The 23,911-nt window shown below is 60.0% G+C and carries 18 protein-coding genes; 17 read left to right on the top strand and 1 reads right to left on the bottom strand.

Features of this window, described 5'->3' with window-relative positions:
* The first annotated feature begins 123 nt into the window (after positions 1–123).
* The 12 genes from AACY07_RS18600 to AACY07_RS18545 all read left to right on the top strand — a co-directional run bounded on the left by AACY07_RS18600 (position 124) and on the right by AACY07_RS18545 (position 10,495).
* Positions 124–1,137 carry an ATP-grasp domain-containing protein gene (locus AACY07_RS18600; RefSeq protein ID WP_339476663.1) on the top strand — a complete coding sequence of 338 codons (1,014 nt, stop codon included), beginning with the start codon at positions 124–126 and terminating at the stop codon, positions 1,135–1,137.
* A 94-nt stretch (positions 1,138–1,231) separates the two neighbouring features.
* The gene (locus AACY07_RS18595; RefSeq protein WP_133078829.1) at positions 1,232–2,368 is read left to right on the top strand and encodes a phosphoribosyltransferase domain-containing protein; all 1,137 of its coding nucleotides are present in this window, start codon (positions 1,232–1,234) and stop codon (positions 2,366–2,368) included.
* Entirely contained in the window at positions 2,358–3,116 is a 759-nt protein-coding gene (locus tag AACY07_RS18590; RefSeq protein WP_339476660.1) for an HAD family hydrolase, read from the top strand. Before AACY07_RS18595 ends, AACY07_RS18590 begins: the two co-directional genes overlap by 11 nt.
* Positions 3,109–4,203: a cysteine protease StiP family protein gene (locus AACY07_RS18585; RefSeq protein ID WP_339476658.1), complete on the top strand. Its 1,095-nt coding sequence runs from the start codon at positions 3,109–3,111 to the stop codon at positions 4,201–4,203. The genes AACY07_RS18590 and AACY07_RS18585 overlap by 8 nt, the downstream gene beginning before the upstream one ends.
* Positions 4,203–5,162, top strand: coding sequence for an HpcH/HpaI aldolase/citrate lyase family protein (locus AACY07_RS18580; RefSeq protein ID WP_133078832.1), 960 nt, complete (start codon positions 4,203–4,205; stop codon positions 5,160–5,162). The genes AACY07_RS18585 and AACY07_RS18580 overlap by 1 nt, the downstream gene beginning before the upstream one ends.
* The gene (locus AACY07_RS18575) at positions 5,159–5,833 is read left to right on the top strand and encodes an HAD-IB family hydrolase (RefSeq protein WP_339476656.1); all 675 of its coding nucleotides are present in this window, start codon (positions 5,159–5,161) and stop codon (positions 5,831–5,833) included. Before AACY07_RS18580 ends, AACY07_RS18575 begins: the two co-directional genes overlap by 4 nt.
* A 73-nt stretch (positions 5,834–5,906) precedes the next feature.
* A complete protein-coding gene (locus AACY07_RS18570) occupies positions 5,907–6,497 on the top strand; it encodes a TerD family protein (RefSeq protein WP_219262376.1) in 591 nt (196 codons plus the stop codon).
* On the top strand, positions 6,494–7,705 hold the full coding sequence (locus tag AACY07_RS18565) for a TerD family protein (protein ID WP_338648838.1): 1,212 nt from the start codon (positions 6,494–6,496) through the stop codon (positions 7,703–7,705). Before AACY07_RS18570 ends, AACY07_RS18565 begins: the two co-directional genes overlap by 4 nt.
* Positions 7,706–7,771: 66 nt before the next feature.
* Entirely contained in the window at positions 7,772–8,221 is a 450-nt protein-coding gene (locus AACY07_RS18560; RefSeq protein ID WP_133078836.1) for a tellurite resistance TerB family protein, read from the top strand.
* 7 nt (positions 8,222–8,228) lie between these two features.
* Complete coding sequence (locus AACY07_RS18555; RefSeq protein ID WP_339476654.1) at positions 8,229–9,275, top strand: TerC/Alx family metal homeostasis membrane protein; 1,047 nt, start codon at positions 8,229–8,231, stop codon at positions 9,273–9,275.
* Between the two features lie 26 nt (positions 9,276–9,301).
* On the top strand, positions 9,302–9,877 hold the full coding sequence (locus AACY07_RS18550; RefSeq protein WP_133078838.1) for a TerD family protein: 576 nt from the start codon (positions 9,302–9,304) through the stop codon (positions 9,875–9,877).
* A 39-nt stretch (positions 9,878–9,916) separates the two neighbouring features.
* The gene (locus AACY07_RS18545) at positions 9,917–10,495 is read left to right on the top strand and encodes a TerD family protein (protein ID WP_133078839.1); all 579 of its coding nucleotides are present in this window, start codon (positions 9,917–9,919) and stop codon (positions 10,493–10,495) included.
* 166 nt (positions 10,496–10,661) lie between these two features.
* Here the strand turns inward: AACY07_RS18545 and AACY07_RS18540 are convergent, their stop codons facing one another.
* Positions 10,662–13,631 (bottom strand): autotransporter outer membrane beta-barrel domain-containing protein, encoded by a 2,970-nt coding sequence (locus AACY07_RS18540; RefSeq protein ID WP_339476652.1) that lies wholly within the window; start codon positions 13,629–13,631, stop codon positions 10,662–10,664.
* Positions 13,632–13,813: 182 nt separating this feature from the next.
* On the opposite strand from AACY07_RS18540, the gene AACY07_RS18535 reads away from it, so the two are divergent.
* The 5 genes from AACY07_RS18535 (at position 13,814) to garD (ending at position 23,867) form a co-directional block, all read left to right on the top strand.
* Positions 13,814–18,526 (top strand): AAA domain-containing protein, encoded by a 4,713-nt coding sequence (locus tag AACY07_RS18535; protein ID WP_339476650.1) that lies wholly within the window; start codon positions 13,814–13,816, stop codon positions 18,524–18,526.
* A 204-nt stretch (positions 18,527–18,730) separates the two neighbouring features.
* Positions 18,731–19,480: an FCD domain-containing protein gene (locus AACY07_RS18530; protein WP_133078842.1), complete on the top strand. Its 750-nt coding sequence runs from the start codon at positions 18,731–18,733 to the stop codon at positions 19,478–19,480.
* A gap of 403 nt (positions 19,481–19,883) precedes the next feature.
* On the top strand, positions 19,884–20,795 hold the full coding sequence (kdgD, locus tag AACY07_RS18525) for a 5-dehydro-4-deoxyglucarate dehydratase (protein ID WP_133078843.1): 912 nt from the start codon (positions 19,884–19,886) through the stop codon (positions 20,793–20,795).
* A 151-nt stretch (positions 20,796–20,946) separates the two neighbouring features.
* Positions 20,947–22,302 carry an MFS transporter gene (locus AACY07_RS18520; protein WP_133078844.1) on the top strand — a complete coding sequence of 452 codons (1,356 nt, stop codon included), beginning with the start codon at positions 20,947–20,949 and terminating at the stop codon, positions 22,300–22,302.
* Between the two features lie 11 nt (positions 22,303–22,313).
* Positions 22,314–23,867: a galactarate dehydratase gene (gene garD / locus AACY07_RS18515; RefSeq protein ID WP_219262380.1), complete on the top strand. Its 1,554-nt coding sequence runs from the start codon at positions 22,314–22,316 to the stop codon at positions 23,865–23,867.
* Positions 23,868–23,911 lie beyond the last annotated feature (44 nt).

Below are 23,911 nucleotides of genomic sequence, written 5' to 3'. Positions count from 1 at the left end.
CACATTATGAACTAGTTGGTTAATAATTTTCATATTTGGTTACACGGGCTCCCCATAATGACTGAGGGCGTCGGTTACACCCTTGCGCTAGACTCCCGCGTTTATCCGTACCAAGGGATGTTCATGATCTGGTTTCTTGAAGGGCAGTCCAGCCAGCGCGACGTGATTGCAGGTGCCCGGGCGGCGCTGCCCGATGACGTACGGATTTATGCCTCGCACCGACAAAATCGCCCTGAAATTACCGGGTTGGCGGATGTCGCCTGGAGCGAGCCGCAGGACAATCAAGCGCGCATCGACTGGGTGATCGAGCAGGCACGGGCCCATCAGATCAAGGTCGTGCTGGCCGGGCGTATCGGGCAGGTTTATGAGGCTCACCGGGCCGAGTTCGAGTCTGCCGGACTGCAGTTGGTGACCGGGGCTCTGGATCTGGACACCTTTGAACGGGTGGACGACAAGTCTGCGTTCACTCGCGAGGCCCTGGCAGCAGGGTTGGCGTGTATCCCGGCGATCACCGTGAGCACCCGGGCCGAGTTGCAAGAGGCCTATGCCCAACTCGCCCGTGACGGTCAGGTGTGTGTAAAACCGACTCGCGGCATTTACGGTCAGGGCTTTTGGCGCCTGGCCGATGACGTGGATCCGTTTCGCAGCTTTGCCAACGCCGATGCCCATGAAGTCAACGCCCAGGTCTTTGCCCAGGCCTACGGCCAATCAGCTGCCCCCAAGCCGTTGCTGGTCATGCCCTACATGCCCGGCAGCGAGTGTTCGGTGGACATGGTGTGCGAAGCTGGCGAGGTCGTGGCCCATGTCGCACGACGCAAACAGGGCCTGATGCAGACGTTCGAGCGCGAGGGTGCAGCGGTCGAGCTGGCGATCAAGGCGGCGCGGCACTTCAAGTGCGACGGCATCGTCAATGTGCAAACCCGCGATGATGCCGCAGGCCAGCCGCACTTGCTGGAGATCAATCTGCGTTACTCCGGTGGCATTGGCTATACCCGTGAAGCAGGTGTGAATCTGCCCGGGATTTTTGCCGCTCGTCGTCTTGGCATGCCGGTTCCGGCCAGCGTCTGGCGCGAGGATGTTCAGGTCAAGGCAATCACCGTCGTGGTTCCGGTTCGCGGGAATTCGCTGCTGGGTTGAGTTGACTTGTGCGGTAACCATTTTTCGCTTGTTTTAAGTGATCGACTCGCTGATCGTCCCCCACTTTTTAAGTATTTCCAGGTAGTAAATGTTGATGAATAGCGCTAACCCCGTGACCGATCCCAAGGTTTTGCATGCAAACCTCAAGCGCGGTCGTCTGGAGGTACAGGTCAATGCATCGACCTTTGATCCACAGGCACTTTTCGATTTCGCCGAGCGGCGCAATCCAAAACGGGCTTTTTTGTTTGTTTCCCGCGTGCTGGGTCGCCATATCCCGGCCCGTCCCTCACTGATGGCTGAAAGCTTCAATGCACTGGCCAGCAAGATCCCCGCTGACTTGCCCGGCCCGGTGCTGGTGATCGGCATGGCTGAAACGGCCGTCGGTCTGGGGGCAGGCGTACACCGTGCGTTGAGCCAGACACGCAATGACAGCGTGTACCTGTGCAGCAGTCGCCACCCCACGGGCAGCGAGCTGTTTGCCCGCTTTGAAGAAGAGCACAGCCACGCCAGCTCGCACTTGCTGCACCTGCCGCAAGATGCGCGCACCCGCGAAATGATGCTCAGTGCCCGCTCGCTGGTGCTGGTGGACGACGAAGCGTCGACCGGCAATACCTTTATCAACTTGTCCCGGGCGCTGGCTGAAGCGGGTCTGGATTCCATCGAGCGGATTGTCACCGCGACCCTGACCGACTGGTCTCAGGATGCGGTGCGCAAGGCAATGGGCGATCACGTCACGAGCGTCTCTTTGCTCGACGGTCGCTACACATTCGCCGAAGATCCTGCCGCAGAACTGCCCGAAATGCCCGAAGTGGGCAGTGTGGCCCAAGGCGACTGGGCCCTCGATCCAGACCGCGACTGGGGCCGCATGGGGGTGCGTGAGCACCTCGATACGCTGGCGCCCGATGTGCAAGTGGCGCCCGGTGAGCGGGTGCTGGTGATTGGCACCAGTGAGTTTGTCTGGCGCCCGTTCCTGCTGGCCGAGCGACTTGAGCGGGCGGGGGCCGATGTGCGCTTCAGCTCCACCAGCCGTTCGCCAATTGCCTTGGGCCATTGCATCGACCATGCGTTGTCGTTCTCTGACAACTACGGCCTGGGCATCCCCAACTTTCTTTATAACGTCGCCCCCGGCCAGTTTGACCGGGTGCTGATTTGCAGCGAAACCCCGGCAGCTGCCGTCGACCCGGCGCTGGTCAGCGCATTGAATGCGCAGGTAATCGTTGATGAGCAGTAATCGCCCTCTGGTGTTCGTTGATCTGGACGACACCCTGTTTCAAACCGCTCGCAAAATGGGCGATGAGCCCCGTTTTGCGGCCACGCTGGACGTGGACGGCCAGCCCAACGGCTTCATGAGCGCCACCCAGAAGAGCTTTGTTGAATGGCTGCTGGCGACCAGCGACGTGGTCCCGGTGACCGCGCGCAGCATCGAAGCCTATCAGCGGGTGCAATTACCCTTCGTCCACGGTGCGGTCTGTGCCCACGGCGGGGTCATCCTCAACCCGGATGGCTCGCTGGACCTGGATTGGCATGCACGGATGTGCGAGGCGCTGGCACTTGAGCAAACCCGTCTGCACCAGCTGAGCGAGCAAACCCTGGCCATTGGCGCAGAGCTGGGGTTCTCGTTGCGTGGCTGGGTAGTCGAAGAGCAGGGGCTGGCCAACTACGTCGTCACCAAGCACAACAACGAAACCGACGAAGCGCTGCTCATCGTGCTGGCCGAGGTCAGGGCGCGGGGCTTGCTCGACGGGCTGTATGTGCACGGCAATGGCAATAATCTGGCGTTCCTGCCCCAGGCCTTGCAAAAGCGTGAAGCGGTACGCGAGTGGATCCGCCGCGATCAGGCGATCAACGGCAAGCGCCCGTTGCTGGGTTTTGGCGACAGTGTGTCGGACCTGGGTTTTATGGCCGAATGCGACTGGTGGGGCACGCCCAAGCGTGGCCAGTTGGCCAGTCATGTGCTGGCGAGCGTTGACCATGAGTAATGCTTTTGCAGGTCTGGAGACTGTCGGCAGTGGCAGCTATGACGCTGATGACGTGCACTTTTTACTGCGTACCTTGCAGATCGAAGTCACCGACGTGCAGGAAAAAGAGCGGCTGATCCAGACCCGGCAGCGTCATTACTCCGAAATGATCAGCCAAGAACATGCGCCGTCAGACACCCATAAAAGTCTCTATCAGCTGGCCCTGGCACAGAACGGCGCCCGCATGGCGGCTGATGTGCAGGCGCTGGCGCTGGCGTTGAATGAACGCTACAGCGGCCCGACGATTGCGCTGGTGTCGTTTGTGCGGGCCGGTTTGCCGCTGGGTGTGTTGCTGCGCCGGGCGCTGCTCGACCTGGGCCGTGAGGCGGCGCATTACGGGGTCAGCATTATTCGTGACCGTGGAATCGACAACGTCGCACTCGAAGCTATCATCAAGACCCACGGTGCCGAGAACATCGTGTTTGTCGATGGCTGGACCGGCAAGGGCGCGATCAGCGGCCAGATCCGCGACAGCCTGGCCGGGGATTCACGTTTTCCGCCAGATCCTCGACTGGTGGTCCTGGCCGACCCCTGTGGTCGCGCCTGGCTGGCGGCATCGGCTGAAGACTGGCTGATTCCGTCGGGCATTCTGGGCGCCACGGTGTCGGGGCTGGTTTCCCGTTCCATCTGGCCACAAGACCCGGGCCTGCATGGCTGCGTGGTGTATGACCATTTGGCGGAACACGACGTGACCATGAGTTTTATCCACAGCATCGAAGCCGAGCGTGCGCTGCTTGCCCCCCAGGCGAGTGCGCAACCCTGGACAGCGGAGCAGGCCGCAGCGTTGCAACACTCGGCTGTCGCTGCGGTCGAACGTATCTCGCCCCGGTTTGCGGTGACCAACCCCAATCGGGTCAAACCGGGTATCGCCGAGGCAACCCGCGCCGTGATGCGCCGTGTGCCGGACCACGTACTGGTGCGCAACCGTGACGATCAGGACGTGCAATTGCTCCTGCACCTTACGCGCCAGGCCAAAATCGAGGTCCAGGAGGTCGGTGATGAATTGGGGCCGTATCGCGCTGTGACCGTAATCAGGAGTGTTCGCTGATGATCAAGCATTCAGCCTATGCCTTGGGCGCCACACTTTATATGCCGGCTACCCGCCCCGACATTCTGGAGGTGGTGCTGGGCGAGAAGATCCAGGGTTTGCGCTCGCTGGTGGTGTGCCTGGAAGACGCTGTGGCCGAAACCGACGTGCAGCAGGGGCTGAACAACCTCAAAAACCTGCTGCTGGGGATCGAAGCGCGAGGCGGTCGTCCGTCCGTCGGTCCTATCTTGTTTGTGCGGCCACGGGACGCGGCGATGGCAGCGGTCCTCAATGAATGGTCGCTGATGCGCCATGTTGACGGTTTTGTGGTGCCCAAGCTGAGCCTGGGCAATATCCGCGAGTGGCAGCAGGCGGTGACCCGCGACGACCTGATGCTCATGCCCACCCTGGAAACCCCGGAAGTCTTTGTTCCCGATGCGATGGTTGAGCTGCGCAGCGCCCTGCTGGAACAATTGCCGGGGCGTATTATTGCGTTACGCATTGGTGGTAACGACCTGATGGGCTGCCTGGGGTTGCGCCGTCACCCGGCCATGACCCTCTACAGCACACCCATGAGCTATGTGATTCCCATGTTGTGCGGGATCATGGGCTCTGCAGGCTTTGCCCTGACCGCACCGGTGTTCGAACAACTGAATACACCGCACTTGCTGGAGCAAGAGCTGGCGCTGGATATGGCCCACGGGCTTGTGGGTAAAACCGCTATCCACCCGTCGCAAATTGCAGTTATCCACAGGGCGCTGCAAGTCAGCCTTGAAGATCTCAACAGTGCACGCCAAATACTGAGTGAGGCGGCGCCTGCGGTGTTCAAGTTCAACGACGCCATGTGCGAGCCTGCGACCCATTACAAATGGGCGCAAAAAATTATTGAACGAGCGCATTGGCAGGGGGTTCGCCCCGAAATCGCCAGCTCGTCAGACACTTTTGGAGGCAGCCTTAGATTGGCTGAATTAGTGGGTTGAACGACGTTTTGAATACACCGGTTAAAGGCAAGCAAGTTCTGTCAGCGTTCGATTTCGATGGCACGTTGACCTATCACGACACGTTTGTGCCGTTTTTGCGCTTTGCCTTTGGCAATCGGCTGTTCGCGATGCGCTTGTTCCGGATGATTCCGGCGACTGCGTGCTACCTGCTGGGTAGGATTTCGCGTAATGCGCTTAAAGAAAAGCTCATCGCGGTCTACCTGACAGGTGCCAAAGAGGCGTGGGTAAAAGAGCGCGCAGAAGCATTTTGTGACGTTTCGTGGCAGCGCCTAATGCGGCCTTTGGGCTTAACATCCGTCGCCAACCAACTGGAGCAGGGTGCCAACGTCACCATTTGCTCGGCGTCCCCTGAATTGGTGCTCACACCGTTTGCCAAAAAACTCGGTATTGGCCTGATCGGAACACGGTTGGCGTCAGTCGATGGCGTGCTGACGGGGGGTATCGACGGTATCAACTGTCGCTGTGAACAAAAAGTCATCCGGCTGGAGGCGCAATACGGGCCTTTGGACCAATACACATTACGTGCCTGGGGTGACACCGTGGGCGATGAACAGATGCTCGGGGCCGCTCAGGAGCCACATTGGCGCGAATTTCACGCGCTGTGGCGTCGCAAGCGGCCACTTGACGTGTGTTTGCGTGAAGGGCTGTAAGCCAGGCGTAAGCAAAGCGTGTCAATAATCAGCAATTACCTATCGTGCTTGAGTGCAGACAAGGAGACGCTTCATGGCCATTTCGCTGTCCAAGAATCAAACCATTTCTCTCGAGAAAGAAGCTGGAACCGGTCTCAAGAAAATCCGCATGGGCCTGGGCTGGGACCCGGTAAAACCGAGCGGTTTTTTTGCCAAACTGCTGAGCAGTGATGCTGCCATCGACCTGGATGCATCGTGCATCCTGCTCGACAGTGCCAAGCAAGCGCTGGACTTGGTGTGGTTCCGCCAGCTCAAGTCCAACGACGGCTCCATCGTTCACTCCGGCGATAACCGCACGGGTGAGGGCGATGGCGACGACGAATCGATCCTGGTCAACCTGGAGCAGCTGCCAGCCGGGGTCAAGCACCTGGTGTTTACCGTGAACTCGTTCACCGGGCAAAACTTTGAAGCCGTAGAAAACGCCTACTGCCGCATTGTTGATGAGCTGACCGGCAAAGAGCTGGCGCGCTTCAACCTGTCGGACAAAGGTCGTCACACAGGCGTGGTCATGGCGTACATCAGCCGCACAGCTGCTGGCTGGGACCTGACCGCTATCGGCACCGTGGCCAATGGCCGTACCGCACAGGATCTGGCCAGCGATGCGGCCCAGGCGGTGCGTGCATGACGACGTTGACTCCTGGCGCCAATACCGCTGTCGCTGCCGGCAGCCTGAGTGTCACCATCAGCTACACGCCGGTGGCCGGCGCTGATCTGGACGTGTCTGCCTTCCTGCTCAATGAGTCGGGCAAGGTGCGCGGCGACAACGACATGTGCTTCTTCGGCCAGCAAAGCGTCAACAATGGCGCGGTCAAGCTGGTCGAGTCGGCGGCCGGTCGCAGTGTGTTCAGTGTCAATCTAGACGCCATTGATCAGGCCATCGAGAAAGTTGCCCTGACCGCGACCATCTACGAGAACAAGGCCCGGTTCGACGCCTTCCCGCAACTGACCGTATCGGTGAGCGGCGGCATTGAAGCGCCGATCCCGACCCAGGGCATGCAAGAAACCGCGTTGATCCTGGGCGAGTTCTATCGCCGTCAGGGCGCGTGGAAATTCCGCTGCGTGGCCCAGGGCTTTGCCGGTGGTCTGGCGCCTTTGGCTCAGCACTTCGGCGTTGATATTGCAGCTCCTGCTCCTGCTCCTGCTCCAGCACCGGCAGCCGCGCCCACGCCAGTGGCACCGCCACCGCCTGCTCCGGCACCGGCCGCCAAGATCAATCTGTCGAAGATCACGCTCGACAAGCAGCGTCCGTCCATCAGCCTTGAGAAAAAGGACGGTGACTTCGGCGAGATCAAAATCAACCTGAACTGGAACCGTACCAACCCCAATGCAGGCGGCGGTGGCGGCTTTTTCGCCTCGTTGCGCGGCAAGTCGGGTGGTATCGATCTGGACGTGGGTTGCCTGTACGAAATGGACAACGGCCGCAAAGGCGCGGTTCAGGCCCTGGGCAATGCCTTCGGTGATTTCCGTGACGAGCCGTTTATCCAGTTGATGGGCGACGACCGTACCGGCTCTGTGAGCGACGGCGAGTGGTTGCGTATCAACGGCAAGGAGTGGCGCAAGATGCGTCGCGTGCTGGTTTACGCATTTATCTACGAAGGCGCCCCGAACTGGCAGGCCACAGATGGCGTTATCACCTTGTACATTCCGGGTGAGCCGCCGATCGAAGTGCGCCTGAGCGAAGAGGGTGGCACCAAGGGCATGTGCGCCATCGCCCTGCTGGAAAACGTCGGTGGCAGCGTGAAGGTCAACCGTCGGGTTGAGTTCTTCAAGGGCCATTCCGACATGGATAAAGCTTTCGGCTGGGGCATGCGCTGGGCTGCCGGTTCCAAATGAGCGCTCTGTAAGTGGCCGCCTGATGAAACAGGCGCCGTACCTGCAATTTCAGACAAGGTGACTCCAATGCTCGAATGGCTCAAAACCAACGCCACTGCCGCCCGTGACAAGCTCTCGGCGGAAGTCAGCAAGTTCAAGAACCGTGAATTCATGGAAGCCGTGGTTTCCGGGTGCGCACTGGTGGCGGCTGCCGATGGCAACATCAGCAGCGACGAAAAACAGAAGATGGTCGGGTTTATTCAAAACTCGAATGAGCTGAAGGCTTTTGACGTTAAAGACGTGATCAAGGCCTTCAACGCCGTTTGCGAAAAATTTGAGTTTGATCAGCAGATCGGTCGCGCCGAGGCGCTGAAGTCGATTGGTCAACTGCGTAAAAAAGAAGATGCCGCCCGCCTGCTGGTGCGTGTTTGCTGCGCAATCGGTAGCGCCGACGGCAACTTCGATGAAAGTGAGCGGGCTGCTTGCCGCATTATCTGCAATGAGCTGGGGTTGAACCCTGGCGATTTTGATCTCTGAGGACATCATGGAAAACACGGCAATTGGCTTTCCGCCAACTACCATCGCTGTATTTGTGGCTCTGGCGGTCATTGCTCTGGCAATTGACCTGTTTACCCACAAAAGCGATAAACCGGTCTCGCTGACCAACGCCGCCGTCTGGTCGGTGTTCTGGGTGCTGATCTCCCTCGCCTTTGCGGGCTACCTGTATTACGCCCACGGCCCAAGCGTGGCCAGCCTGTTCGTGACCGGTTACGCGCTGGAAAAAGTCCTCAGCGTCGACAACCTGTTCGTGTTCATGGCGATCTTTGCCTGGTTCAAGATCCCGGACGCGCTGCGTCACCGTGTTCTGTACTGGGGCATCATCGGCGCCATCGTCTTCCGCCTGATTTTCGTGGCAATCGGTACCGGTCTGCTGGCGTTTGGCCCTTGGGTCGAAGTGCTGTTTGCGGTGGTCGTGGCCTGGACGGCGATCATGATGCTGCGCAGCAAGGAAGAAGATGAGGAGGAGGATTACTCCAAGCACATTGCCTACCGTTTTGCGAAAAAACTGTTCCCGGTTTGGCCAAAGCTGCACGGACATAATTTCTTTGTTTCGCGCGCAGAGCTTGAAAAAGAGATCACGAAGCCGCAGAACAAGGGAATGACCCTTGTAGGCAAGGGCGCTCTTTTTGCGACACCACTGTTTTTGTGTGTGGTCGTGGTTGAAGTTTCAGACATTTTGTTTGCCTTCGACTCCGTACCAGCAGTGATTGCCGTGAGCCGTGAACCCCTGATCGTGTACTCGGCCATGATGTTCGCCATCCTGGGCCTGCGGACCATGTACTTCGTTCTCGAAGCGCTGAAACGCTACTTGGTACACCTGGAAAAATCGGTTATCGCGCTGTTGTTCTTTATCGCCGGCAAGCTGGCCCTGAACGCAACCGATCACCTGTTTGGCCACGGCATCAGCATTGATCCAAACACCAGCCTGATAGTGGTGTTGGTGGTATTGGCCATCGGTATTGTGGCCAGCATCATCTTTCCAGGTAAGGAAGAAGAGCAATCCGACGTTAAAAACGACACGAACGCTTGATCGCACATTACTAAGGAGAATTACACATGGCACTTTCCCTTTCCAAAGGCGGCAACCTGTCCCTCTCCAAAGAAGCTCCGGGGATGACTAAAGTCCTCGTGGGTCTGGGCTGGGATGCTCGTTCCACCGATGGTCAAGACTTCGACCTGGATGCGAGCGCTTTCTTGCTCAAGGCTGACGGTAAAGTCCGCGCTGACTCCGATTTCATTTTTTACAACCAGCTCAAAAGCGTTGACGGCTCGGTTGAGCACACGGGCGACAACCGTACCGGTGAAGGCGACGGCGATGACGAGGCGATCAAGGTCGACCTGTCCAAAGTACCTGCTGACATCGACCGTATCGCGTTCACCGTGACCATTCACGAAGCCGATGCCCGCAGGCAGAACTTCGGTCAGGTGCGCAATGCGTTCATCCGCATTGTGAACCAGGACAACAACAACGAAGTGGCGCGTTATGACCTGGCTGAAGACGCCAGCACCGAAACCGCGATGATCTTTGCCGAGCTGTATCGCAATGGCGCCGAGTGGAAATTCCGCGCTGTGGGTCAAGGTTTTGCCGGCGGCCTCAAGCCATTGGCTGAAAGCTACGGTCTGAAATTCTAATCTGCACCCCATCAACTTTTCATATAAGGGTTCACGAACATGGCAGTAAGTCTGAGTAAAGGCGGCAACGTTTCCCTGACCAAAGAAGCTCCGGGCCTGACCGAAGTGATTGTGGGCCTGGGTTGGGATCCGCGTGTGACTGACGGCCAGGAGTTCGACCTGGACGCCTCGGTGTTCATTGTTGGCGAGAGCGGCAAAGTGCTGAACGACGGCAGCTTTGTGTTCTACAACAACAAGACTTCGCCGGACGGCAACGTTGTGCACCAGGGCGACAACCGCTCGGGCGCTGGCGATGGCGACGACGAACAAGTGAACGTCAACCTGGCGGGTCTGTCGCAAGAAGCCAAGAAACTGGCTTTCGCGGTCACCATCCACGACGCTGATGGCCGTAAACAAAGCTTTGGCCAGGTTTCGAACGCTTACATCCGCGTTCTGAACAAGGCAGACGGCAAAGAGCTGGCACGCTTTGACCTGAGCGAAGACGCTTCGACCGAAACCGCGATGGTATTCGGCGAGCTGTATCGCAATGGCGAAGAGTGGAAGTTCAAGGCTATCGGCCAGGGTTTTGCGGGTGGCCTGGCGCCATTGGCTTCGAACTTTGGCGTTAACCTGGGCTAAACCCCGGCGTTAAACAAAAGGCCCTCCCCGGTTTCGGGGAGGGCCTTTTTTTTGTGGGTCTGTCCACCACCTGTGGGAGCGGGCTTGCTCGCGATGCAGACGACACGGTCTGTCTGGATAACCGCGTGATGCAATCGCGAGCAAGCCCGCTCTCACAGGGCCGGGGTCAAAAACTCATTTGCCATTGCCCGATCAGCCCGTGGGTGCGGCTGTTGCTGCCCATGTCGCCGGTGTAGCCCACGCCCAGTGTCTGGCGGGCCGATACGCCAATATCCAGCCCGGCTTCCAGCACCAGGCTGTTGCGATCCAGCGCGCTGCCTTCGACATTGAACGCAGAACCGCCGAGCACAAAGCGCTGATTCGTTGAACTGCTGACATCACCATACGTGTGCTTCCAGCCTGCGCTCAGGCGGGGCGTGATGCTCATGCCGTTTTCCAGTTGGCTCAAATGGGCCAGACGCACGCCCAGGGTGCTGCTGAAGTTGTCCTGGGTCTGCTTGTCGACGCTCAACGCGGCCGCACCGCCTTTTTCGGTGTAGCGGTCACGCTGGTAGCGTTGATAACCCAGGTTGGCAAACGGCTCGGCACTCAAGCGACCGCTGCCCAGGGCGTAGCCCAGCTCGGCAAAAGCCTGCTGGCTGCTGGCGTGGTAATCGCCCTTGGGCTGGTCGGTAAAACCGTTAAACGCCACGCTGCGTTTGCTGTCCCCGTTATGGCCGCTGTAGGCCGCGCCCAGACGCACTGCCAGCGCACCGCTCTGGCGTATCCCGTAGACACCCGCATGCCAGCTGTTGACCGAGCCCTCCATAGCGCTGCTATCCACATCGGTTTTTGAGTAGCCGCCCAGCACGCCCATGCGCCAGTCCGGTGTCAGGGCCCAGTCGGCGCCCAGCACGCCGCCTTTGGTGCGTTGGGTCAGGTCGCTGTTGCCGTGTGTCCCGTCCAGTCGGCCATAGCTGCCCAGCCCCTGGAGCCAGAGTCGGCCCTGGGCATTCGGGTCATTGAGGTTGCGCACGCCGGGCGGCAGGCCGGTGGCGGCCAGGGCAGGGGTGTCCTGAGCGGCACTGGCGACCCGCAAACCGGCGCCTGCGCCCACGGACTGCATGGCCGCCAACATGCTGCTGCCCACCTGGGACGTGGCGCCCAGGGTGGCGCTGCTCAGGCTGGCGTTGCTGCTGCCAGCCAGTTGCTCGATGGCTGCCCCCGCCGCTTGTGTGCTGGTGTTGAGCAGGGCGTTATACAGCGCGTTGTCCGCCTTGAGCTGGCTCAAACCGATGGCGGCGCTGTGGCCGTTGGCGCTGCTGGCGTACTCGGCAAAGGCCACGTCATTGCGGGCATAGGTCAGCTCGACGCTGGTGGGGGTGTAGTTGAGCGTCGGGGTGAGGAAGGCATAGTCACTGGTGACGTTGCCAAATGTGCCGTCGAGGGTGCCAGCGCTCAGCACGCGGTACTGGCTGAGCCACGGGTAGGTGCCGCTGCCAGCATTGATGGCCAGCGTTGCACCGTTGAGGTGGGCGGTGCCGCCGACCTGCACCGGCGCGCTGCTGCCATCGGCATTGACCCCGTAGGCCAGGGTCGCGCCGCTGCCCAGGGTCAGGTCATGGGTGATGGTCGCGGTGCCCAATTGCGGGCTGGTTTGCAGCGTGCCGTTGACCAGCAGGTTGCCGACACTGCCACCCCCGGCGTAAATGCCACCTTCGTCCACGGTCAGGGAACCAAGGATGGCGCCCTGATTGATCAGGCGGGCGCCGCTGAAAATCTCGCCCCCGTCACTGAAATCGTTCTGGCTGGTGAGTGTCCAGCTGCCGGATTTGACGTCCAGCCATTCGAAGTTCCGGCTGTTGCCCAAGCGGCCACCGGCCGGGTCATCCAGAGACACCCGGTCGTAACCGCTGCCGCCGTCCACCAGACCGTCGAAGCGGCTGGCACTGCCCAGCGTGAGGCGGTCATTGCCACCGCCAAGGTCCAGCGCCTGGCCATTGCTGCCACTGATCAGGCCATTGTTGAAGACCACGTCCTCGAACTCGCCCACGAACTTCACGCCAAAACCGTCCTGGCCCTGGATCGTGCCGTTGTTGATCAACGTGGTGGCGGCCAGCCCTGATCCATCGCTGCCGTCATCCACCAGCACCGCATTGTTGGCGCCGCTGACCCGTGCGCCCAGGGCGTTGTAGATAAAACCACCGCCCAGGGCGATCCCTTCGCTGCCATTGGCAAACCCGTTCTTGTCGACGCCACCGGCGCCGGTGCCCTGAATCACGCCGTAGTTCTCAATATGGGCGATCAGGTCGATATCCACGCCATCGCCGTCACCATTGGGCTTGAGCCCGGAATAGGCGCCGGTGATGGTGCCGTGGTTGATCACGGTGCCATCCCCGTCCGAGCCGAAGCCCGAACCGTTGCGCCCGGTGACGTCGCCATAGTTGATCAGTGTTGCGCCCAGGTCGGTGGTGATGCCGTGGCGCCCGCCCGAGAGGGTGCCGTAGTTGGTCACCGTCACGCCGGTTGCAGAGTCGATGTCGACACCGTCGAACTTGTTGTCGTCGTTCAGGGCGTCGCCTGTGGAAATCTCGCCGTAGTTGAGAATCGTGGCGTTGGAACCGGTCTTCATGCCGTCGCTGAACTCACCGCGAATCAGCCCGCCTTCGCGGTTGATCAGGGTGGTTTTGACGTCATGGCTGCGCACCGCGTCGAGGTCGATGGCCTGGCCGCTATCGGTGGAGCGAATAGTGCCGCTGTTGTCGATCAGCACACTGCCACTGCTGAACGGGGTGTCGATGCGCAGGGCATCGTTGCTGCCCTGAATCGTCGCGCCGCTGCGGTTGAAAATACTGTAGTTGCGCTCGCCGCTTGCACTGCCACTGCTGTCGATGGCTCGCCCGCCCGTCGAGATCAGGCTGCCTGCGTTGTCGATCATCACGCCCGGGCCGCTGGTGCTGCCCTTGAGCGTGACGGCCACCTTGGCAGTGGTCAGGCTTGCGGCCGGGGTCACTGTCAACGTATCGCTGGCGCTCAGGTTGAGCGCGCTGGTGCCGGGTGAGTCCAGGAGGGTGTCACTGGCAAGTGCCAGCGGAGCAACGGTGCTTGAGCTCAATAGCGCGATGGCGAGCGCAAGGCGTTGGGGGGAGGCAGGCATGGCGGACGACCTTATCGGGAATAACCGGGCCGTCTTTTATAGCGAGTGGTTTTTACAAAATGATGTATCTGAATACCACTTGAACCTCTGTATTGTGTCGGGCATTGCAGGAATTTTCGCTTTCTCCAGGCGCTTTCACGTTTTTCGATGCGCCCCCCTTATCAAAGTGGTTCAGCTCACACATGGATACAGTACGCGCACGTCTCGCCGGTCTGATTGAATTTGTAAAACAGACGGCACTCATGCAAAAGCGGCCAGCGTTGACCGTCAACCAACACAACGCATTCAGTGCCAGCGAAGAAAAGCTGCGGGCATTGCCGGGTGTCAGCCTGGATGTGCTGGAGGGTGACGAAGATGAAGTCTGGTTGCGGCTTGAGCGTTTGCACGAGACCCGCCCGCCCGCGCCCTTGAGCCCGTTGCTGGCGCTGTGGATCGAACTCAAGGGCACACCGCAAACCGAACCTGCGCTAAAACTTCGGGTGACACGTGAGGCGCTGATCAACAGTGGCCTGTTGTCCGAGCCGCAGCTTACGCGGTTGACCGCGGTCGGCATCGAGCTCAGCGAAGACGCCCCGGCGGATGAGTGGGTGAATCTTGAGGATTGCCTGGACGCTGGCGAGATCAGGGCGCAGTTCAAGTCCTACAGCCAAACTGCCTGGCGACTGTGGGCCGCAGAGGAAAAACTGCGGCGTAAAAGCATCGAACTCTATGCCGAACTGTTTCTGCTGGTGCAGCAGATGCAGGGCAATCTGGGGGATGCGCAACTGGAACTGGTCTGGGGATTGGGCGTTTCGACGTGGGAACACCCCGTGGTTGGCGTCATCCACTACCCGTTGATCAGCCAGTTGGTCGAGATAGCCATTAACCCGGACTCAATGGCCATCGAAGTCCGGCCACGCGCCGCTGAGCCCCGGCTGGAAGTCGACGCCTACGTGGCCGCCGATATTCCGGGGGTAGGGGCATTGGCGACCCTGGCCAAGGATTTCTTCAAGAAACAGCAGGCCGCAATCAGCCCGTTCAATTCTTCCAGTCATGAACCGGTGATTCGCTCTGCCTCTTCACTGCTCGATGCCCAGGGGCAGTTTTTGCCGGTGACGGTTGCCGAGGGCGATCGCTCGGTGCCCAAGGCCGCCGAGCATTTGTGCGTGACAGACACCTGGACCCTGTTTGCCCGCACCCGCGACAGCAATATGTTTATTGAAGACCTGGGCCGTTTTGAAGGCGAGATCGAGGCAATCGGTGAACTGCCACCGGCCTTGCAGGCGATCTTGACCGAACCTTCCAGCGTGCTTGAGGACGTAGTCCTGCCCCCGTTCCGGGGTTTGTCCTACGTCAGTGGCTCCCAAGGTGGCGATGCGCCTGGGACCAAGGTTCATGAGCTGTACTTTCCCAAGCCTTACAACGACGAACAGGTGCAAATCATCCAGTTGCTGGAGATGCACGACGGGGTTGTGGTGCAGGGCCCGCCAGGCACCGGCAAGACTCACACCATTGCCAACGTCATCAGCCATTACCTGGCCAATGGCAAGCGGGTGCTGGTGACGTCGATGAAAGACCCGGCACTGGCCGTGCTGCAGGAAAAACTCCCCGAAGACATTCGCCCGCTGGCAATCAGTCTGCTGAGCAGCGAAGCGGACGGCATGAAGCAGTTCGAGTTCGCCATTCAGAAAATCTCAGCTGAGGTCCAGCGGATTGATCGGTCGCTGTACAAGCGCGAAATCGGCCAGATTGACGACGAAATCAATACCCTCCACGGTCAGATGACCAGTGTCGACCGTGAGATTACCCACTGGGCCGAACGCAACCTGTCAGACCTGGAAATCGACGGCGAACGTCTGAGTCCGACCCATGCCGCGTTGCAGGTCGCTGCGGCGCAAGACGAGATCAACGGTTTTGCCGATCAGATCGGGGTGGGGGACGAACATCGCCCGCGTTTCAGCCTGCAAGACATCATCGCCTTGCGTGAAGCGCGGCTTGAACTCAAGGATTCGCTGGCTTATCTGGGCCACAAAGTCCCGCAACTGGCCGACTTCCCGGATGCGCAAACGCTGATTCAGGTCCACCAGGATCTGGCCCGGGAAAGCCAGTTGCAGCACAAGGAAAGCACGGGCGAGGTGCCGCGTTTGCTGGACGCCAGCACGCAGACCCTGGAGCAGGCACAGGCTCTGGTGGATCACCTGGAGCAGTTGCAGGCACTGCGAGTGCAGCTCAAAAGCGCAGAGCACCCGTGGGTGCCGGCCATGCAGGCCTACTTGTCGCGCAACCCCAATGCCGATGTGCTGGGGCTTTTTGACAGCCTCAAGGGCGAGATCGAAGCGGCGCTGACAGGTCGCAAGGCATTTGTAGCCCGGCCGGTGAGCTTGTCATTCGAGCTCCAGGCGCAGCCCGAAGTGGTGGCCGCCATCGATAACCTGGCCCAGGGACGACGCCCGTTCGGGTTGTCCGGCCTGATCGGCAAGGGCAGCCAGAAACAGTTGCTGGACGCCATTCTGGTGCTGGGCAGCAAGCCGCAGAACGATCAGGACTGGGCGCACGTGCAGGCATTTGTGCGCTTCCAGCAACTGGGACGAACGTTGCTGTTGCGCTGGAATGCACTGGCTGGCGAGATGCCGCTGCCGACCCTTGAAACCGATGCCGAGCAACTGCTGGCGGCGGCCCGGGCGATCGAACAGTACGGCGATATTGTCCGCGCCGAGCAGGGCGAAATCCGTGCGCAAACCGAGCTCAGGCACCTGCTCGTGGACTGGGCCGACGTCAGTCAGTTGCGCAGTGACGAGGCGGTACTGGGCAAGGGCGAAGGCTTTTTGCGCCATCACCTGATGCGTCACCGACTGGCGGCTACCTGGGCCATCAAGCACACCTTCAACACGGCACTGGCCGGTTGTGGCGGCGCGGTGAGCGAGCGCCTGCAAGGGTTTCTGGACACCAGTCTGGGCCAGCCGCAGGTGACAACCGCCGAACTTCAGGTGCAGTGGTCCGAACTGATGGACGAGCTGCGCCGGGTGTTGGCTTTGACGGGTGCGCTCGGCACGGTGCAACAGGTGACGGACCTCATCGCACACAGCGGCGGCCTGATCTGGGCCGCCCGTTTGCGCGACGAACCGAGCCTGGAGCCGGTGGATGACCTGCTCCCGGACAACTGCCTGGAGGTGTGGCGCCTGAGCCGTCTGGCGCGTTACCTCGACAGTATCGACGGGCGCGAAGACCTCAAGCGCCTGTTCACATTACGCGGTGAACTGGAGCTGAACCTGTCGCGCCTGTATCAGGATGCGGTGGTCAAGCGCACCTGGCTGCGGTTGTCGGAGAACGCCACGCCGAGTGTCAGGGCTGCCCTGGAGTTGTACCGCACCGCGATCCGCAAAATCGGCAAGGGGACGGGCGTTCGTGCCGGGCGTTACCGGCAGGACGCACGATTGGCCGCCGATGTGGCGATCTCGGCGATCCCGTGCTGGATCATGCCCCATTACCGCATTTGCGAAAGCTTGCCGGCCCAGTACGGTGCCTTTGATCTGGTGATCATCGATGAGGCGTCCCAGTCTGACCTGACGGCATTGCCAGCGTTGTTGCGGGCGAAAAAAGTGCTGGTGGTGGGCGATGACAAACAAGTCTCGCCGGACGGTATCGGTATGGAAGAAGAGCGTGTGCAGAACATGATGGCGCGCTTCTTGGGCAATCAGGTCGGGCTCTACCGGCCATTGATGTCCCCCGAGCGTTCGCTGTACGACCTGTTCAAAGTGGTGTTTGCCAAGAGCGGCACCATGCTGCGCGAGCATTTCCGCTGCGTGGCGCCGATCATCGAATACTCCAAGCGCGAGTTCTACAACCACGAACTCAAGCCACTGCGCCTGCCGATGGTGACCGAGCGCCTGGACCCGCCGCTGGTGGATTTGCGGGTGATGGACGGGGAGAAAAAGGGCAAGTTCAACCTCGGCGAAGCCAATGTGATTGTCGAGGAAATCCGCCGCCTGATTGCCATGCCGCAGATCGCGGGGCGCAGCATTGGCGTGGTCTCGTTGCTGGGGGCCGAGCAGGCGCAAAAAGTCATGCAGATGCTGACCAAGGAGCTGGGTGAAGAAGTGATCACCCAGTTCCAGATCAGCTGTGGCGATGCGCGCACTTTCCAGGGCAAGGAGCGGGACATCATGTTCCTGTCGATGGTGGCCAGCCCCGGCGACTGTTTTGCCAACAGCCGCGACTCGATTGCCCAGCGCTTCAATGTGGCCGCGTCGCGGGCGCGGGACCGAATGTATCTGGTGCGCAGCGTCGAGCTTACCGACCTGAGTGCGGTCGATGGTTTGCGCCGAGGCCTGATTGAACACTTTGAGACCCCGTTCACGCAGGATGCCGCGCAGGTCAGCGATCTGCGCGAGTTGTGCGAATCGGGTTTCGAACGCGATATGTACGATGAACTGACGCAGCGCGGTTATCGGGTTATCCCGCAGGTTGGCGTCGGGGCTTATCGGATCGACATGGTGGTGGAGGGGGACAACGACAGCCGCCTGGCGATCGAGTGTGATGGCGACCGCTTTCACGGGCCGGACCGCTGGGACAGCGACATGCGCCGCCAGCGCATTCTGGAGCGTGCGGGCTGGCGCTTCTGGCGCTGCTTCGCGTCGGCGTTCACGTTGAATCGCCAGCTGATCATTGAAGATTTGCTGGCCACCTTGAAGGCCATGAACATCGAGCCTGCCAGTGGGGAAGGGGCGGCTCCGAGCATTCATGTCGAGCGGCGCCAGGTGTATGGCTTTCGTCGTGCCGGTGCATCAGCGCAGGAGGAGGGGAGTCGACCTTATGACAACCGGCCGGCCAAGGACCCGTTTTTGTTCTGGATCCCGGACGACCCGTTTGTGGTGAGTGAGAGCCAAGCGGATGAGTCCTCGCCGCAGACGGCCTGATAAGCCCGCGGGCAGCATCGCAGGCAAGACGGCGGCGGCAGGTTTTGCGTTCACCTGTGTCAGCGGGTGATCGTACAACCGGCTTGAGCTATGATGCATCCATGCGGGAGCACAGCAGCACGGACGTCCGGTGTGTCAGGGCGATTTTTCAGCTGCTTTCATGAAGTGCCCCTGACCCCTTTGATTTCGAGAAAAATGTTCAACATGGATAACCAGATCGACGTACCCCGCCTCCCTCGCAAGCGCCGTAGCCTCGCGCAAGAGTTGGTGACGGTGCTGTCCGAGCAGATCCGCGACGGTATGCTCAAGCGTGGCGACAAGTTGCCTACCGAGTCAGCGATCATGGAGGCGCACGGCGTCAGCCGCACGGTGGTGCGCGAAGCGATTTCCCGTTTGCAGGCGGCCGGGCAGGTCGAGACCCGCCACGGTATCGGCACCTTTGTGCTGGATACGCCGAGCCCGAGCGGTTTTCGGATCGACCCGGCGACTGTCGTTACCTTGCGCGATGTGCTGGCGATTCTTGAACTGCGTATCAGCCTTGAAGTGGAGTCTGCCGGGTTGGCTGCCCAGCGTCGCAATGAGGAACAATTGGCAGCCATGCGTGCAGCGCTGGATGCCCTGAATGAAAACGCGGCACGCAATGGCGATGCCGTGGCGTCGGACTTTCAGTTCCACCTGCAGATTGCGCTGTCGACGGGCAACCGCTACTTCACCGACATCATGACTCACCTGGGCACCAGCATCATTCCGCGTACCCGTCTCAATTCGGCGCGTCTGGCCCATGATGACCAGCAGCACTACATGACCCGGCTTAACCGCGAGCACGAAGAAATCTACCAGGCCATTGCCCGTCAGGATTCCGAAGCGGCCCGTGCGGCCATGCGCCTGCACCTGACCAACAGCCGCGAACGCCTGCGTCACGCCCATGAAGAAGCAGAAGCGCAACGCGGGTAGGATTCGCCAATTCGTAGCAGCTGCCGAAGGCTGCGTCCGGCGACGCAGTCGTCGCAAACCCGGGCACTGCGGTGCGTCAGGCCAATCCTGGATTCAGGATTAGCGGGCGCTACGCACCCGAACGCAGCCTTCGTCCCTTGGCAGCTGCTACGGAATTCAGGTTGTAAACGGTTGTTCTCAGACAACCTACCTCCTCTCGGAAATTTAATTTCAACCCTGCGCAACTCTCACAAAGCCCGTATTAGACGGGCTTTGTGATTTTCATCAGGCCAAATTCAGACGCCACTGAACACGAATTCACGAAATGATATTGACCTTATCTTTTTAAGTTGTACGATGACGTACGACGTAGCGAAGTGCTTACGTATTTTTCATCACAACGTGCTCCCAGGGTGTTCGAATAATGAATCCACAAGAACTGAAGTCCATCCTCTCTTCCGGTCTGTTGTCCTTCCCGATAACCGACTTCAATGCTCAAGGTGATTTCCACCGCGAGGGCTACATCAAGCGCCTGGAATGGCTGGCCCCGTACGGCGCCTCGGCCCTGTTCGCAGCAGGCGGCACCGGTGAGTTCTTCTCCCTGGCAGCCAGCGAATATTCGCAAGTGATCAAAACTGCCGTTGATACCTGCGCCACCAGCGTGCCGATCCTCGCCGGTGTAGGCGGTTCGACCCGTCAGGCCATCGAGTACGCTCAAGAAGCCGAGCGCCTGGGTGCCAAAGGTTTGCTGCTGCTGCCGCACTACCTGACTGAAGCCAGCCAGGACGGCGTTGCCGCCCACGTTGAGGCGGTGTGCAAGTCGGTAAAAATCGGCGTGATCGTCTACAACCGTAACGTCTGCCGCTTGACCGCGCCGCTGCTGGAGCGTCTGGCCGAGCGTTGCCCGAACCTGATCGGTTACAAGGATGGCCTGGGCGACATCGAGTTGATGGTGTCGATCCGTCGCCGCCTCGGCGATCGCTTCAGCTACCTGGGCGGCCTGCCGACCGCCGAAGTCTACGCTGCCGCCTACAAGGCGCTGGGCGTACCGGTTTACTCCTCGGCGGTGTTCAACTTCATCCCGAAAACCGCGATGGATTTCTACCACGCCGTGGCCCGTGAAGATCACGCCACCGTGGGCAAGATCATCGACGACTTCTTCCTGCCTTACCTGGACATTCGTAACCGCAAATCCGGTTACGCGGTCAGCATCGTCAAGGCTGGCGCCACTATTTCCGGTTACAGTGCTGGCCCGGTGCGTACGCCACTGACCGACTTGTTGCCAGAAGAGTACGAGGCACTGGCTGCCTTGATCGACAAGCAAGGTCCGCAGTAAGCAAAAGCCAAGGCCGCTGAGAAATCAGCGGCCTTTTGTGTGAAGGATTACGACCGTCGGCTAGCGCATTTATCTGTAGAAACTGTAAGTCAGCTACACCAAAAAAATAGATTCACCCGCGCATAAAAATAAACAGTGGGAGTAGTACCTCATGCAAGCGACCAAGCCGACGCATGTCCGTTATATGATTTTGCTCATGCTTTTCCTGGTGACCACAATCAATTATGCAGACCGTGCAACTATCGCCATCGCAGGCTCCAGCCTGCAAAAAGACCTCGGCATCGATGCCGTAACCCTGGGTTATATCTTCTCCGCATTTGGCTGGGCCTACGTGGCCGGACAAATCCCCGGTGGCTGGCTCCTCGACCGTTTCGGTTCCAAAAAAGTTTACGCCCTGAGTATCTTCACCTGGTCTCTGTTCACCGTGCTGCAAGGCTTTATCGGTGAGTTCGGCATGTCCACAGCGGTCGTTGCGCTGTTTATGCTGCGCTTTCTGGTGGGGCTGGCCGAAGCACCCTCTTTTCCCGGAAACGCCCGAATCGTTGCGGCCTGGTTCCCTACGGCAGAACGTGGCACAGCGTCCGCGATCTTCAACTCGGCGCAATACTTCGCCACTGTGCTGTTCGCACCGTTGATGGGCTGGATCGTCTACTCCTTTGGTTGGGAGCATGTGTTCATCGTCATGGGCATCCTGGGTATCGTCTTCTCGGGCATCTGGCTCAAGGTGATCTACAGCCCGCGTGAACACCCTCGCATCAACGAGGCAGAGTTCAAGTACATCGCTGAAAACGGCGGCATGGTCGATATGGACCAGAAAGGCAAAAAGTCTGACGGCCCCAAATGGGACTACATACGCCAACTGCTCACCAACCGCATGATGCTCGGTGTGTATCTGGGCCAGTACTGCATCAACGGTATTACCTACTTCTTCCTGACCTGGTTCCCCGTGTATCTGGTACAGGACCGCGGCATGACCATCCTCAAGGCGGGCTTCATTGCGTCATTGCCTGCAATCTGCGGATTTATCGGTGGGGTGTTGGGCGGGGTGATTTCCGATTACCTGCTGCGCAAAGGCCATTCGCTGACGTTCGCCCGCAAGGCGCCGATCATCGTCGGCCTGCTGGTATCGAGCAGCATCGTGGCCTGTAACTATGTGGACGTTGAATGGATGGTGGTTGGCTTCATGGCCCTGGCATTCTTCGGTAAAGGCGTGGGCGCACTGGGCTGGGCCGTGGTCTCCGACACCTCGCCCAAGCAGATCGCCGGCCTGAGCGGTGGCCTGTTCAATACCTTTGGCAACCTCGCTTCCATTACCACTCCCATCGTCATCGGTTACATCATCAGCACCACCGGCTCGTTCAAATGGGCGCTGGTGTTTGTCGGTTGCAACGCATTGATGGCAGTGTTCAGCTACCTGGTCATCGTCGGGCCGATCAAGCGTGTGGTACTCAAAGAGCCACCGACCACTGACCCGAAAACTGCTGAACTTAAACCTGTGAATTCTTGAGGAGCGGCATCATGACGTTGATTGAACATTCTGATTCGCCGCGCTCGATCCGCTTGCACCCGCTGGATAACGTTGCGGTCGTGGTCAATGACCAGGGCGTACCGGCCGGTACTGTGTTTGCGGATGGCCTCGTGACGCTGGACTTTGTGCCCCAGAGCCACAAAGTCACTCTGGAAGACATCCCCCAGGGCGGCGAAGTGATTCGCTACGGCCAGATCATCGGCTACGCCCTGCAAGCCATTGCGCGGGGCAGCTGGGTCAACGAAGACCAGCTGCGCATGCCCACCGCCCCGCCCCTGGACAGCCTGCCGCTGTCCACGGATGTTCCGCCCGCGCAGGCACCCCTTGAGGGCTACACCTTCGAAGGGTATCGCAACGCCGACGGTACCGTGGGCACGCGCAATATTCTGGGCATCACCACCACCGTGCAGTGCGTGACCGGCGTGCTGGACCATGCGGTCAAGCGGATCAAGGAAGAACTGCTGCCCCTTTACCCCCATGTCGACGATGTCGTTGCGTTGACCCACAGCTACGGCTGTGGGGTGGCGATCAGCGCCACCGACGCCTATATCCCGATCCGCACGGTACGTAACCTGGCGCGCAACCCCAACTTGGGCGGTGAAGCGCTGGTCATCGGTCTGGGCTGCGAGAAATTGCAGGCCGGCCAGGTGATGCACGAAAACGACAGCTCGGTGGACCTGAGCGATCCGTGGCTGTACCGCCTGCAGGATTCCAGCCACGGCTTTACCGAGATGATCGAGCAGATCATGGCCCTGGCCGAAGTCCGCCTCAAGAAACTCGATCAGCGCCGTCGCGAAACCGTACCGGCGTCTGAATTGATCCTGGGCATGCAATGCGGCGGCAGCGATGCGTTTTCCGGGATCACCGCCAATCCGGCGCTGGGTTATGCCTCGGACTTGTTGTTGCGTGCGGGGGCAACGGTGATGTTTTCCGAAGTCACCGAAGTGCGCGATGCCATCTACCTGCTGACTTCCCGTGCCGAGACCCAGGCCGTCGCCCAGGAGCTGGTGCGGGAAATGGACTGGTACGACCGCTACCTGGCCAAGGGCGAAGCAGACCGCAGCGCCAACACCACGCCGGGCAACAAGAAGGGCGGGTTGTCGAATATCGTCGAGAAATCCCTGGGGTCCATCGTCAAGTCCGGCAGCAGCGCGATCAATGGTGTGCTTGGCCCGGGCGAGCGCTTCACGCGCAAAGGACTGATTTTTTGTGCGACGCCAGCCAGCGACTTTGTGTGCGGCACCTTGCAACTGGCTGCCGGGATGAACCTGCACGTGTTCACGACCGGGCGCGGCACTCCGTATGGGCTGGCAATGGCCCCCGTGGTGAAAGTGTCGACGCGCACCGAACTGGCCCAGCGCTGGCCGGACCTGATCGATATCGACGCCGGGCGCATCGCCACCGGGCGCGCGACCATCGAAGACCTGGGTTGGGAGCTGTTCCATTACTACCTGGACGTCGCCAGCGGTAAAAAACACACCTGGGCCGAGCAGCACAAACTGCACAACGACATCACCCTGTTCAACCCGGCACCGATCACCTGATCAACCAGGCCCCGGACCCGGCCACTCATTGTGGGAGCGGGCTT

This window comes from Pseudomonas sp. RL_5y_Pfl2_69 (assembly GCF_963970465.1).
Taxonomy (GTDB): Bacteria; Pseudomonadota; Gammaproteobacteria; order Pseudomonadales; family Pseudomonadaceae; genus Aquipseudomonas.
This window is presented reverse-complemented; position numbering and strand designations above follow the sequence as displayed.